The following is an 11,981-nucleotide window of genomic DNA, read 5'->3' on the forward strand; positions in this document are numbered from 1 at the left end:
CAAGAGACAGCCATCGGCGTCGTAGGCTCTCGATCCGCGAGGAGGTCCGGCTCCTCTCTCTAATGGGACGGAACCCGGAGCCGCTATCCGGCGAGGAGAGGCTGCTCGCGATCTTTCGACCGTTATGCGAGTAGGCTCGCGTTCTATTAGGGAGTGGTGTGAGCAAGTCGACTTAAACCCAAAGGTTTTTAATGAAATCTGACAGACTGTTTCGAAGCAGAATACTATCTATAGTTGAGCGAGGATTAGAGATTAGGACGCCAGAAGGTGCAATATGTATAAATCCATTAAAATAAATAAATTCAGAGGCTTTCGGGAATTCAACATGGACAGTATGGCAAGGATTAATTTGATAGCTGGGAAAAACAATGTGGGCAAAACCGCCTTTCTTGAAGCAATGTTCCTCCACTGTGGTGCATATAATCCCTCACTTACTTTAGGTCTTGACAAATTCCGAGGATTCGATAAGATTCATATAGAGTTAGGATCAACACAATCGCCATGGGATTCATTATTCAATAATTTTGATAAATATAGTGCAATTGAAATAGAGGGTAAATTTACAGATGGGTCAGTTCGAAAGATCAATTTAAAGGCGGTTCAGCCTTTTGAAGAGTCTCCAGAAAAAGGTCCTATTATTCAATATGGAACCTCAACTTTAGAGAATATTCCATTGGACTCCGAGGACACCGTAGTTTTGAGGTTAGACTACGAAGAAGAATCCGCTGAAAATGAATCCAGAAAGAAGAAATCTGGTTCGAGTTTCATGAGCATAGGCCCTAAGGGTGTTAGCACGCCTATAATAAAGCCGCCGCCATTTCTGACGATCTTCCAACCTGCACGTTATCGTTTTCCCCCTCAAGAAGACGCTAAAAGATTTAGCAATCTTGAGATAATTGGTGAAGAGGATATGCTTCTTGAAGCCCTTAAGATATTTGAACCTGGGCTGAAACACATCTCTGTAGTAGCCTCTGGAGGTGGACCTGTTCTTTATGGTGATATAGGGCTTAGCCAGATGCTACGTCTCGCCTACATGGGAGATGGAATGTCGAAACTTGCTAGCATAGTATTAGCGATTGGTAACGCGAAAGACGGCGTAGTCCTAGTCGATGAAATCGAAAATGGATTTCATCATTCGATGATGCAAAAAGTATGGGCTGCCATTGACAGAGCTGCAAGACGCTCTAACACCCAGGTCTTTGCAACGACACATAGCTTAGAGTGCATTATTGCAGCCCATAAGGCATTCATCGAAGCAGAACGATACGACCTCTTGGTCCATCGGTTGGATAGGATTGATGATACTGTTAAGGATGTTACCTTCAGCAAGTTGGATCTAGATACCGCTTTTGAATTTAAAATGGATGTGAGATGAGATAGTGCCAGGTACGACTATTACTATAAAAACCAAAGAGTCTAGCAGTATTGAACAATCTCATCTTTTGTTAGTTGAGGGCATGGACGACGCTAACTTTTTCGCGGCCCTCCTAAAGGATTTGAACTTAAACGACATAGAAATTTGGCCAATCGGAATTGGAAGGAATTTTAAAGTACGGTTAGGAACTCTTAGAAAGCTTTCAGGATTCGCTAGAGTTAAATCAATTGGCGTAATACGAGACGCTGACGACAATCCTTCTTCAGCATTCGAAAGCGTTTGCCAAGCACTCAAAGATAATGAATTATATGCACCAGATAGTTATGGATGTCGATCAACTGGAACACCCGTCACAAGTATCTTGATATTGCCAGATGGTATGAGTAGCAAAGGGATGCTGGAATCTCTTTGTTTAAGGGCTATTAAAGACGATCCAGTAATGTCATGCATCGATGGATATTTTGATTGCATATATAGATGTGGCATAGATCAGAGAGAAGTGGTTAAAGACAAAGCAAAAATACATGTCTACCTTGCATCACAGAATGAACCTGATAAGAGGCTAGGGGAATCAGCACAGGCGAATTATTGGAAAGGCAAATTTTACAATGAGGTTTTCGATAATGTTAAAAGATTTTTATTTGAGATAGGAAATACATAAAGAGTAGACACAGCATATGACGACGTTGTATATCTTCAAAAAATAAATAGGATATTGGACCGAAACCTTACTTAATCAACGTCCTTACCCCATCTTCTCCCTCACCGGCTCCAAAATCGCGTTGAGATGCTCGACGGCGCTCTTCTTGAGGTCGAGGGGGTGCATCTTCCCGACCAGGAAGTCCATCTCCAGGGCCTCGTACTTATCGTAGGTCACATTGCCTCCGAACTTCTCGGGCCGGCTTATGGTGACGCTCCCCAGGCGGGGGAGGATGTGATACTTGAACAGCTCGGTGACCGGGTTTCCTTCGATATCCTTTGCCGGGCAGTAGGCGGACATGATCTTCTTGTCCAGGTCCTCGGCGGAATCGTCGATCGAGATGTAGTTGCCCTTGGAGGAGGACATCTTCCCGCCGTTGAGGCCGGAGATGATTGGAGTGTGCAGACATACCGGCGGCTGGAGCCCGAGCTTCGGCATCTCTTCTCTTGCCAGCATGTGGATCTTCCTCTGGTCGATCCCGCCCACGGCCAGGTCGACGTTGAGGGCCGCGATGTCCACCGCCTGCATCAGGGGGTAGATCATCTGGGATACGTGAGGGTTGTCCATATTCCGCCCCACCTCGTCCATCGACCGGCGGGCCCGGTTGAGGGTGGTGCTCCTCGCCATCTTCAGGACGTTCTTCACGTACTCAGGCTCGAGCTGGTAGTCGGTCCCGTAGACGAACTCGGTCTTCTCCGGGTCCAGGCCCAGGGCGATGAAGCAGTCCCGATTGTAGTCGGCCGTCGCCCTCACCTCTTCCAGGGTCCCTTTCTCGTTCAGGTAGGCGTGGAGGTCCGCCAGGAGGACGACGACCGCAAACCCGGCAGCCTGAAGGTCGATCAATTTATTTGCGGTGAGCATGTGGCCCATGTGGACCTTGCCGCTAGGCTCGTAGCCGACGTAGGCCCTCGGCTGCTCTTTTCCCTCCATCAACGCCTTGAGCTCGTCCAGCGTGACGATCTCCTCTGCATTCCTGATCACAAGCTCAAGCCTGTCCAACAGATATCACCACCACCCCAGAGGAGAGGGGATGTATAACGCTTTTGGTTCCTTTGGGAAAGGAGGATTTTTTGAGGCGGCGGTGGCGGTGAGGAAGCGAGGATTCGATGGTGGAGAGTTATTTCGAGGGAAGGGTTATTAGGGTCCTCCGCTGAGGAAGTCGTTGTGAAGCAGAAGGGAAAGCGCAAGCCGGAGAAGAAGCCATCAGCCGGAACGGACGCCGACAAGACCAGGGAGAAGACCGTTGGCCTCCTCTTCCTCGCGGTCCTCTTCTCCCTCGTCTTCTGGAACTCCTACTGGTTCCTCTCCAAATTCCTGCTCTTATTCGTCATAGTCTACGTGATCTACGTCGTCTCCAAGTCCCGATCCTGATCCTGCCCAAATTCCGATGGAAAGGGTTATCCGAAGGCACCGCCAATCCTCGTGCCATGTCACGCAGAATGCTGGGCAGATCAGGGCGGATCAGGAGCCGCGAGCAGAACATCATCTTTCTGGTCCTGGCGGTGGTGATCGTAGCCCTCCTCTGGAACTTTATAGGGGTCATCTTCAGGCTCGCCCTCTTCGCCGTCGTCGTATACTTCGTATACCGGCTCCTTCAAAGCTACTTCTGAGACGAAGAAAAACTAGGTAGAGAAATCGTTATAATATCAAAGAACAGATTTTGATACATGACTAGTCAAATTCCAGCTCAGAGCGGAGGGAGCCGGTCCCTCCTGAAAAACATCATCCTCCTGGTCGTCGCCCTGATCGTGGCCGTGATCCTCCTGGACATCATAGGATTTCTTGCGGGGATTTTGATCTTCGCCCTGGTGGTCTACATCGTCTACTTGGTCCTTCGCCACCGCTTCTGAGACGGCTGTAGATCTGCCCGGCCTCGGAGAGGTCGTCTTCGGTGTTGAGGTTGAAGAGGCTGAGAAGCTCCGGGTCGAAGGGGCGGAGAAGCTCCAAGGAGACGTTTTTAACCCACAGCTCTTCCAGTGGCGCCCTGATCCTGCGCTGGCCAGCCTCCAGGGCTTTCTCGCAGGCATGAGCCATAGAGTCGGCCCTGTAGACGGCGTGAAGCGGCTCTACGAGGCCACCCTCCCCCGTCGGTATGGCGGCGTCATATCCATCGGCGAGATCGAAGAGGAGATCCAGGACCTCGGGGTTTAGAAAGGGGAGGTCGCATCCCACCGCCAGAGCGCGCTCACCTTTGGCCTCGACCATCCCGGCCGCAAGCCCCGCCACGGGCCCAAAGCCCTGGACCGAGTCGCAAGCGAGCTTCGCTCCGGGAACGAGATCCCGGAGCCTCGCTTGCTGCTCCTCATCTCTTGCCACCACCACCACCTCATCGACGACCTCGCCCACGATCTCAAAGGTCCGCTCGATCATCGTCGATCCGAAGAACTCAAGAAAAGCCTTCTCTGATCCGATCCTCCTTCCGGCGCCCCCGGCGAGGATCACGCAAGACCGAAGAGTTCCCATCCCCTCTCCTCGCAGTCTTCCCGGAGCGCCGCAAGAAGGACTGCTTCAGGGTTTGAGCAGATCTTTTCGGAGCTGAGAATGGTGAAATCGGGGCTGACCGAGGCGGTCGCCCTCCTCGCCTCCTCAAATAGGGACTTCATCGACGAGAGGTCTGGGGCCTTGCCGACAGCTCCAAGCCGCTGGTATGCGAAGTCTCTTGTGAATCTATTTCCCAGGATGACCAGGGTCGACTTTCCCCTCTTCGAGACCTCGGCCCTCTTCCCCGAGATCTCGACGAGGATGTACCCTCCGGCAACCAGGTAGATTCTCCTTCGCCTCTGGCTCTTGGCGGAAAGCTCCGTCACCTCTCCCACCAGAACCTCGCCGTCGTGTCTCTTCCATACCTTCTCCCGGCCGTCGGCTATGTGGATAACAGATCCAATCTCCTGGGCCCTCTTTTCGAGCTCATCATCGGTCCTGATCTTGCCGCCGTAAAGCTCCTCCTCCAGAGCTTCGGCTCCGCCGAAAAAAGCGATGCTCCTTTTGTCCCCTCCTATCATCGCCCTCTTCTTGCCCGCGAAGGCCACCACCAGAGACAAGTCGAACTCACCATCCATCGGCTTTCATCAGGTTTTCATCTCTCGTTCATTTGCTCTTGCATCTTGGCTGCGGTCGCCGTCTGGCTCATCAGCATGGAGACGGTGAGGGGCCCAACCCCTCCGGGCACGGGGGTCACGGCGGCCGCCACCAACAGGGCCTCATCGAACTCGACGTCGCCGACGGTCTTGCCCTCGACCCTGTTTATCCCCACGTCGAAGACGTAAGCTCCTGGCCTGACCATATCCCCCTTGATCAGGCCGGGGACCCCCGCCGCCACCACCAGAATTTCTGCCTTGCGGGTGTGGGCCGCAAGGTCCCTGGTGAAGACGTGGCAGACGGAGACGGTGGCGTTTCTGTTGAGCATCATCGCCGCGAGAGGCTTTCCGACGACGTTGCTGTGGCCGACGATCACCGCCTCCTTTCCTTTCAGGTCGACTCCGAGCCGCTCGAGGGCCCAGATTATCCCCTTGGGGGTGCAGGGAACCAGCCTCTCCGCCCCGGCCAAAAGGGAGCCCATGTTGAAGGGGTGAAATCCGTCCACGTCCTTTGCGGGGTCGATCGCCGCCATCGCCAGAGCCGGGTCTCGATTGCCGGGGAGGGGGAGCTGGAGGAGGATTCCGTTTACGTCCTCCCTACCGTTCAGGTCCCGGATCGTCTCAATTATTTCGTCGATCCCGGCGTCCTCGGGAAGGTTGACGTTCTCAGACCTGATCCCGACCCGGTCGCAGGCCGAGTGCTTGATCCGGACGTACATCGCGGAGGCCGGGTTCTCGCCGACGATGATCGTCGCCAGGCCCGGCCGCTGGCCCAGAGCTGCGAGCTCCTCGACCCTTACTCTCGTCTCGGCCTCCACCTCCGAGGCCAGGGCCTTCCCGTCTATGATCATTCCAGTTCCGGATAGAGGGGAAACCTCAGACAAAGCTCAGCCACCTCGTCTTTTACCCTGGCGATGACGTTCTCATCATCGATGTTCCGGAGGACGGAAGCGATCATGTTCGCGATCTGGACCATCTCCTCCTCTTTCATCCCTCTGGTGGTGACGGCAGGGGTCCCTATCCTGATCCCGCTGGTGACGAAGGGAGAGGTCGGCTCGAAGGGTATGGTGTTCTTGTTGAGGGTGATCCCCGCTTTCTCCAGGGCAGCCTCGGCGTCCTTTCCTGAGTAGGCCATCTTCAGGAGCTTGACCAGCATCAGGTGGTTGTCCGTCCCGCCGCTGACCAGCTCGAAGCTCTGGTCGAGGAGGGTCTTGGCGATGACGCCTGCGTTCTTGACCACCTGCTCTTGGTAGCGCTTGAACTCGGGGGTCAGTGCCTCCTTGAAGGCGACGGCCTTGGCGGCGATGACGTGCATCAGGGGGCCGCCCTGAACGCCCGGAAAGACCGCCCGATCGATGGCCGGGGCGATCTCCTCTTTGCACATGACGACGCCGCCCCGAGGGCCCCGGAGGGTCTTGTGGGTGGTGGTGGTGACCACGTCGGCGTAGGGGATCGGCGAGGGGTGGACACCTGCAGCCACCAGGCCCGCGATGTGGGCGATGTCGGCCATCAGGTAGGCACCCACCTCGTCGGCCACCTCCCGGAGGGCTTTGAAGTCGATGGTCCGGGGGTATGCGGAGGCGCCGGTGACGATCATCTTGGGGGAGCACTCTCTCGCGATCTTTAGCATCTCGCCGTAGTCGAGCATCTCGGTCTCGCGGTTGACGCCGTAATGGACTATGTCGTAGATCTTGCCCGAGAAGTTGACGGGGCTGCCGTGGGAGAGGTGGCCGCCGTGGTCGAGGGCCATGCCCATGACCGTATCGCCGGGCTTGACTAGGGCGAGGTAGACCGCCATGTTCGCCTGAGAGCCGCTGTGGGGCTGGACGTTGACGTGATCGGCCCCGAATAGCTCCTTACAGCGGTCTTTTGCCAGGTTCTCGGCGACGTCGACGAAGGTGCAACCGCCGTAGTACCGTCTGCCAGGATAGCCCTCTGCATACTTGTTTGTCATCACGTTGTTGTAGGCCTCCATCACCGCGGGGCTGGTGAAGTTCTCGGCGGCGATCAGCTCCAGGCCGTTTCTCTGTCGCTCCAGCTCGTCTTTTATAGCCGAGGCGATCTCGGGATCAGCATCATCCAGGAAGTTCAATTAAATCACCGGTAAACGATCTTCTGGAGAGATTGCTTGGGGGGCAAAATAGGTTATGGTGGTCGGCGGCATTGGTGCTGCGCCGGTGAGGTGGCGGCCAGCCCGAGCCCCGTCCATCACGACAGCCTTTTTAGCCCATAAGGCAAAAACCGGGATCGATGCTCAGACGGGCGAGGATTATAGCCGACTTTCAGTTCGGGCGCGGGAGCGGGCGCGCCCTCTTCGGAGACGATACCACCTTTACGCTCTCGAATACCGGAAGGCTGAGGCACCTTTATCGTAAGGATGAGAGGATAGCGACGGTCCGGGCGAGAGACGGCCTCCTGACCTTGAGCGGCCTCGGCGCACGGCTCCTCTATGACCACCTCCCGGCACCGAGGCAGAGGGTGGTCATCTTAAGCGAGGTGGCGCCCTACGTCGCCCGCGGCGGAACGGCCTTTGCCAAGCACGTCGTCGGGGTCGACCCCGAGATCAGGGCCGGGGAGGAGGTCCTGGTCGTCGACGAGGAGGGGAGCCTCATCGCCACCGGAAAGGCAGTCCTCTCCCCGGAGGAGATGATGGAGATCAATCGGGGCCCAGCGGTGCTGGTGCGGTCTGGCCAGGAGGAGGACTGAGGGATGGGAATTTCATCAGCCCTCAAGATTTTCTGAAGGGAGACATGGCCAGGAGGCTCTCCGCCACCTCCACGATGGTCCTGGCGACGTAATCGACCTCCTGGTCGGTGTTCTCCCTTCCCAGGGTTATCCGCAGCGACCCGTGGGCCTCCTCGGGCCGCAGGCCGATGGCGGTGAGGACGTGGCTTGCCACCGTCTTCTTCGAGGAGCAGGCCGACCCGGTGGAGACTGCTATCCCCTCGGCGTCGAGCCGCAGCAGGAGCGCCTCCCCCTCGATGAAGGAGAAGCCGAGGTTCGCGTTGTTGGGAAGCCTCTTGGTCCGAGAGCCGTTCACCCAGGAGTCCTCGACCCTGGCCAGGACGAACTCGGCGAGCCGGTCCCTCATCCCCGCCATCCGCGCCATATCCTCCTCCAGATTCGCACCCGCGAGCTCCGCCGCCGTCGCCAGGCCCACGATCCCGGGGACGTTCTCGGTTCCCGACCTCAGCCCCCGCTCGTGGCCTCCGCCGTGAATGATCGACTCGATCTCTGTCCCCTCCCGGATGTAGAGGGCGCCGACCCCCTTGGGGCCGTGGAGCTTGTGCGACGACAGGGAGAGCAGATCGACCCCCAGCTCGTCGACCTTCGCCGGGATCTTGCCCACGGTCTGGACGGCGTCGGTATGGAAGGCGATCCCCCGATCGCGGGCGATCGAGCCCGCCTCAGATATGGGCTGGATTGTCCCGATCTCGTTGTTTGCGTGCATCATCGATATCAAGATGGTGTCCTCCCTGATCGCCGACTCCAGGGCCTCGACCTCGACCAGCCCCTCCCGAGTCACCGGCAGATAAGTCACCTCGAAGCCCTGCCCCTCCAGATATCGACAAGGCTCCAGGACCGCGGGGTGCTCGATGGAGGTGGTGATGATGTGACGCCCGCGGTCGCGCTTTGCGAGGGCGACGCCCTTGATGGCCAGGTTGTCCGACTCGGTCCCGCCGCTGGTGAAGTAGACCTCCTCCGCCTCCGCCCCGATCAGCTCCGCGACCTTCTCCCGGGCCTCCTCCAGGGCGGCCCGGGCCTCAAGGCCCGGCTGGTGGAGGCTGGAGGCGTTGCCGAAGATCTCGACGAAGGCGGTCTTCATCGCCTCGACCACCTCCGGGGCCATAGGGGTGGTGGCGGCGTGGTCCATGTAGATCCTCTTCATGAGGAAATCCGAGGAGCCCATAGGGTAAATAGGCGGCGAAGGGAGGGAAGACAGGGGAGGGCGAGGGCGACCAGAGGCCGGGCGGCGCGATAACCCCGAGGGCCAAAGGCGGGCGACGGATCGGACCTGTGCAAAAACCCACCCGCGGCGGAAAAAGAGGGGCGACCAAAGGGGAAGAGACGACAACTTATAAGTAAACGGCCGCAAGATTACGGAATATGATAGCCTTCAACCCGCTGATAATGGCGGGGATAGTTCTGATAACTGTGGGCATCCTTTACACCTTGGTCTCGGTCCGGGCGGGGATCGTCATGGCGGGCCTGGGGACGGTTGCGGCGGGGGTCTTCCTCTTCACCATCGTCCCGGACGCCCTGAACCCGATAGCCTTCTTCTTCAACGGCCTTCTGGTCCTCTGCGGCCTGTGGATGGTGGAGGTCGGCGCGAGGCGCGAGGCCACCGGGCGATAAGCTTTATATGGGTGGTCAGCGTCCTCGAATCCGCAGCGGGGCCATAGGGTAGCCTGGTATCCCACAGGACTGGGGGTCCTGTAACCGGCGTTCAAATCGCCGTGGCCCCACCATTTTAGGTCTCTTGAAAGTGGTTTTGTCGGGTTTTCTTGCTGCTTAGCATAGTCGTTTGTACTATTATGCTACATAAATTTAATTGCTAAATAAGCGTGCGTTTTGTGGTGCTACACAAAACGTTTAAGAGACTTAAAGATCACTGGGGGTCTTGGTTACTAATTCCATTTATGTATTTGTGGTGGTGGTTCATATATGAGTACAGTAGAGTTTAGTTACCCTGAGTTAGATCAAAACTACGCGGATAAATATTTATATACATTAGTAAAATATATACGAACTAAAATGGATGACGAAACGGTTGATATATTAGAAGAGTCAGATTGCAACGTAATTACTTCAACAACATATTCAGGCATTAGATGGAACGCTTGTAGTATGAAGGTTCATTTTCGCGTTCCGTTAGATAAATACGATCATCTTGATAATACAAGAAAAAAATCTTTAAAGAAATATTGTAATGACATCGTGGATCCCACCGATGGCTATGACGTTGTAGATGTAGAAATTATTCCTAAAGTTGGAGAGGATGCAGGAGGCAAATTAAAACGAGAGATAATACATATCCAAGAAAGTATAGAGAGAACTCTATCACGTAATATTTTGCCACAAGAAGTCCTAAACAAAGGAAGTGAAATGTCCTTTGTATATCTCTATTTGTATTGTGTTGAAAACTCTCTACGACTGCTTATCGAGGATGTAGGACTAGAAAATTACGGAGATGATTATTTTAATCGATTACACATAAATAATGACATAATAAAGAAAATAGAAACTAGAAAGAAATACGAATCTTCAGATGGGTGGATATGCATAAGGGGCACTTCTGATATTTTTTACACAGATTTTCCAGAATTGGGTACCATAATCGAAAATAATTGGGACATATTTAAAAGTTACTTTCCATCAATACCCTGGATAAAACAAAAAATCATTGATTTAACATCCATTAGAAATCTAGTAGCCCATAACAGTTACGTTGGATCAGATGAACAACGTATGCTAAGTTCTTATTATCCAATTATTTTAAGACAATTAGGAAGGCAGGAAAGAAAACTTGCCGGCAAATAATCTGTGACCTTGAAGGCTGTGACCTTGAACCTCCATTTCCAATCTTTTATCCGGCATTTCGCATTAACGGTTTGAACGCTCACTAATTTTCCTGCTATCGATTTTTTGAGAATCGATATCATTCGACGCATTATTAAGGTCGGATCAGGCTAGCGCCATAAAGACTTAGAATATAATGGGCGCTTTTTTATAAGAAACTGGATTGTTAATGCGGTGTTAACATATTCAAATAAAATTATTATTTACAATAATTGAGTATTTGATTTGATTTTCTGCACAACATGCTGAGCTAAAAATTCTTAATTTTTCACAGCCTACCTGCGGAATGCCGGTTTTATCATCCTCACGTGATAAGCCTTTGCCTCATAGCCGTATTGGTTTAGAGAGGATCGGGCTAGCTTTCGATCGACTAAAGTTTCCCTGAATCGTTCCCATGGGTCATCGGTTAAGGAGTTTAAGCTACACGATCTCGCCATTTTTCACACGAATTATGCGCCATCTAGATTTGATCCGATTTCAGGACCGACTTGCTGTAGCCTCCTTGACCAAGCCAATCTCACCGAACTTGCTACCGAGATCGCTGCCTCATCGCGATTCTTCTCTTAACCGATGACCAATGGAATCGTTCCCAGTCCGCCGAAGAAGGCCGATCAGTTCCCGCAAAGGTCAGATATCGCTTGACATTTCCGAGATAGCCGTCTATGGTGCCTTCGCTCCGACCAAGCCCCATCAAGTACCGCTTGAATCTTCGAAGGGCCTGGTCGTTGTCGCCAGACTTTGATATGCTCCAATCCACATTGATTTTCGCCACTTAGACCGCATCCTTAGCAGCGAAGAAAACCTAGTTCTGCTTTCTGCCTAGAGAATATGACAAAAAACAACATCCAGCGCGCCGAAATCGCGAAGCGATTTCAAGCGCGCCTGGGGGTCCTGTAATCGGCGTTCAAATCGCCGTGGCCCCATAATTTACTTCTGTATTATTTGGACATGATGGGGATCAAAACGGTTTTTAAAGTTAATGATAATTAAAAAATTCGATACCATCAAACTCTTGATGGCATCACTTTGTAATTTGCTTACCCGACTCTTGTTTTTGGGATTCGATAGAATCCTCAACTTTGAGCAAGGGTGTATCCTTGATCTCTATGGGAGCTCTGCGATTGGGACTTAACATCCTGGGTGTAAGTTTCAGTAGTTCGGTGATCATATTGGCAAGGATGGCTATTACTAATGCAGCTTCATCCTCGTCGTCGGACTCGTCGTTCTGTCCAGCTTCATCCTCGTCGTC

Annotated in this window: 15 protein-coding genes and 1 tRNA gene; 9 read left to right on the top strand and 7 right to left on the bottom strand. The window is 53.6% G+C overall.

The genetic code is table 11. From position 1 onward, the window contains the following. Positions 1-274 precede the first annotated feature (274 nt). Both ACP5EL_RS06770 and ACP5EL_RS06775 read left to right on the top strand, forming a co-directional pair. Complete coding sequence (locus tag ACP5EL_RS06770) at positions 275-1,375, top strand: AAA family ATPase (RefSeq protein ID WP_428401756.1); 1,101 nt, start codon at positions 275-277, stop codon at positions 1,373-1,375. 4 nt (positions 1,376-1,379) lie between these two features. Continuing rightward, on the top strand, positions 1,380-2,036 hold the full coding sequence (locus ACP5EL_RS06775; protein ID WP_428401757.1) for a DUF3226 domain-containing protein: 657 nt from the start codon (positions 1,380-1,382) through the stop codon (positions 2,034-2,036). Between the two features lie 84 nt (positions 2,037-2,120). Here ACP5EL_RS06775 and ACP5EL_RS06780 read toward each other — a convergent pair whose 3' ends face one another. Next, positions 2,121-3,074, bottom strand: coding sequence for a tyrosine--tRNA ligase (locus tag ACP5EL_RS06780; protein WP_428401758.1), 954 nt, complete (start codon positions 3,072-3,074; stop codon positions 2,121-2,123). A 165-nt stretch (positions 3,075-3,239) separates the two neighbouring features. Between ACP5EL_RS06780 and ACP5EL_RS06785 the strand changes: the two genes are divergently transcribed. The 3 genes from ACP5EL_RS06785 to ACP5EL_RS06795 are packed head-to-tail and all read left to right on the top strand — an operon-like array spanning position 3,240 to position 3,925. Then, the gene (locus ACP5EL_RS06785; protein WP_428401759.1) at positions 3,240-3,446 is read left to right on the top strand and encodes a hypothetical protein; all 207 of its coding nucleotides are present in this window, start codon (positions 3,240-3,242) and stop codon (positions 3,444-3,446) included. 56 nt (positions 3,447-3,502) lie between these two features. Beyond that, the gene (locus ACP5EL_RS06790) at positions 3,503-3,685 is read left to right on the top strand and encodes a hypothetical protein (protein WP_428401760.1); all 183 of its coding nucleotides are present in this window, start codon (positions 3,503-3,505) and stop codon (positions 3,683-3,685) included. A gap of 57 nt (positions 3,686-3,742) precedes the next feature. Then, positions 3,743-3,925: a hypothetical protein gene (locus tag ACP5EL_RS06795; protein ID WP_428401761.1), complete on the top strand. Its 183-nt coding sequence runs from the start codon at positions 3,743-3,745 to the stop codon at positions 3,923-3,925. On the opposite strand, the gene ACP5EL_RS06800 is transcribed toward ACP5EL_RS06795, so the two are convergent. Genes ACP5EL_RS06800 through glyA form a run of 4 tightly spaced genes read right to left on the bottom strand, consistent with a single transcriptional unit; the run spans position 3,846 to position 7,244 of the window. Further along, on the bottom strand, positions 3,846-4,538 hold the full coding sequence (locus ACP5EL_RS06800; protein ID WP_428401762.1) for a molybdenum cofactor guanylyltransferase: 693 nt from the start codon (positions 4,536-4,538) through the stop codon (positions 3,846-3,848). The two genes, ACP5EL_RS06795 and ACP5EL_RS06800, sit on opposite strands and share 80 nt — an antisense overlap. After that, positions 4,514-5,134 carry a DUF2121 domain-containing protein gene (locus tag ACP5EL_RS06805; protein WP_428401763.1) on the bottom strand — a complete coding sequence of 207 codons (621 nt, stop codon included), beginning with the start codon at positions 5,132-5,134 and terminating at the stop codon, positions 4,514-4,516. The genes ACP5EL_RS06800 and ACP5EL_RS06805 overlap by 25 nt, the downstream gene beginning before the upstream one ends. 17 nt (positions 5,135-5,151) lie before the next feature. Then, the gene (locus tag ACP5EL_RS06810; protein ID WP_428401764.1) at positions 5,152-6,003 is read right to left on the bottom strand and encodes a bifunctional 5,10-methylenetetrahydrofolate dehydrogenase/5,10-methenyltetrahydrofolate cyclohydrolase; all 852 of its coding nucleotides are present in this window, start codon (positions 6,001-6,003) and stop codon (positions 5,152-5,154) included. Then, a complete protein-coding gene (glyA, locus tag ACP5EL_RS06815; RefSeq protein ID WP_428401765.1) occupies positions 6,000-7,244 on the bottom strand; it encodes a serine hydroxymethyltransferase in 1,245 nt (414 codons plus the stop codon). Before glyA ends, ACP5EL_RS06810 begins: the two co-directional genes overlap by 4 nt. A 158-nt stretch (positions 7,245-7,402) precedes the next feature. Between glyA and ACP5EL_RS06820 the strand changes: the two genes are divergently transcribed. After that, the gene (locus ACP5EL_RS06820) at positions 7,403-7,858 is read left to right on the top strand and encodes a PUA domain-containing protein (RefSeq protein ID WP_428401766.1); all 456 of its coding nucleotides are present in this window, start codon (positions 7,403-7,405) and stop codon (positions 7,856-7,858) included. Between the two features lie 22 nt (positions 7,859-7,880). Here the strand turns inward: ACP5EL_RS06820 and nifS are convergent, their stop codons facing one another. After that, positions 7,881-9,041, bottom strand: a complete 1,161-nt coding sequence (gene nifS, locus ACP5EL_RS06825) for a cysteine desulfurase NifS (protein ID WP_428401767.1) — start codon at positions 9,039-9,041, stop codon at positions 7,881-7,883. 218 nt (positions 9,042-9,259) lie between these two features. Here nifS and ACP5EL_RS06830 point away from each other — a divergent pair, with 218 nt between their 5' ends. From ACP5EL_RS06830 to ACP5EL_RS06840, 3 genes are all read left to right on the top strand, one after another. Beyond that, positions 9,260-9,508: a hypothetical protein gene (locus ACP5EL_RS06830; protein WP_428401768.1), complete on the top strand. Its 249-nt coding sequence runs from the start codon at positions 9,260-9,262 to the stop codon at positions 9,506-9,508. A 37-nt stretch (positions 9,509-9,545) separates the two neighbouring features. Continuing rightward, positions 9,546-9,621, top strand: a tRNA-Pro gene (locus ACP5EL_RS06835). A gap of 286 nt (positions 9,622-9,907) precedes the next feature. Then, positions 9,908-10,693 carry a hypothetical protein gene (locus ACP5EL_RS06840; protein ID WP_428401769.1) on the top strand — a complete coding sequence of 262 codons (786 nt, stop codon included), beginning with the start codon at positions 9,908-9,910 and terminating at the stop codon, positions 10,691-10,693. Positions 10,694-11,753: 1,060 nt separating this feature from the next. On the opposite strand, the gene ACP5EL_RS06845 is transcribed toward ACP5EL_RS06840, so the two are convergent. After that, positions 11,754-11,981: hypothetical protein (locus ACP5EL_RS06845; protein ID WP_428401770.1), on the bottom strand; the 228-nt coding region annotated here is incomplete at its 5' end.

The organism is Methanocrinis sp., from assembly GCF_049974945.1.
Lineage (GTDB): Archaea > Halobacteriota > Methanosarcinia > Methanotrichales > Methanotrichaceae > Methanocrinis.

Bases quoted from the DNA above. Each gene is read 5' to 3' on its own strand.
- ACP5EL_RS06795 (WP_428401761.1), top strand. From the start codon at position 3,743: ATGACTAGTCAAATTCCAGCTCAGAGCGGAGGGAGCCGGTCCCTCCTG.
- ACP5EL_RS06800 (WP_428401762.1), bottom strand. From the start codon at position 4,538: ATGGGAACTCTTCGGTCTTGCGTGATCCTCGCCGGGGGCGCCGGAAGG.
- ACP5EL_RS06840 (WP_428401769.1), top strand. From the start codon at position 9,908: ATGGATGACGAAACGGTTGATATATTAGAAGAGTCAGATTGCAACGTA.
- ACP5EL_RS06820 (WP_428401766.1), top strand. From the start codon at position 7,403: ATGCTCAGACGGGCGAGGATTATAGCCGACTTTCAGTTCGGGCGCGGG.
- ACP5EL_RS06810 (WP_428401764.1), bottom strand. From the start codon at position 6,003: ATGATCATAGACGGGAAGGCCCTGGCCTCGGAGGTGGAGGCCGAGACG.
- ACP5EL_RS06830 (WP_428401768.1), top strand. From the start codon at position 9,260: ATGATAGCCTTCAACCCGCTGATAATGGCGGGGATAGTTCTGATAACT.
- nifS (WP_428401767.1), bottom strand. From the start codon at position 9,041: ATGAAGAGGATCTACATGGACCACGCCGCCACCACCCCTATGGCCCCG.
- ACP5EL_RS06770 (WP_428401756.1), top strand. From the start codon at position 275: ATGTATAAATCCATTAAAATAAATAAATTCAGAGGCTTTCGGGAATTC.
- ACP5EL_RS06790 (WP_428401760.1), top strand. From the start codon at position 3,503: ATGTCACGCAGAATGCTGGGCAGATCAGGGCGGATCAGGAGCCGCGAG.
- ACP5EL_RS06805 (WP_428401763.1), bottom strand. From the start codon at position 5,134: ATGGATGGTGAGTTCGACTTGTCTCTGGTGGTGGCCTTCGCGGGCAAG.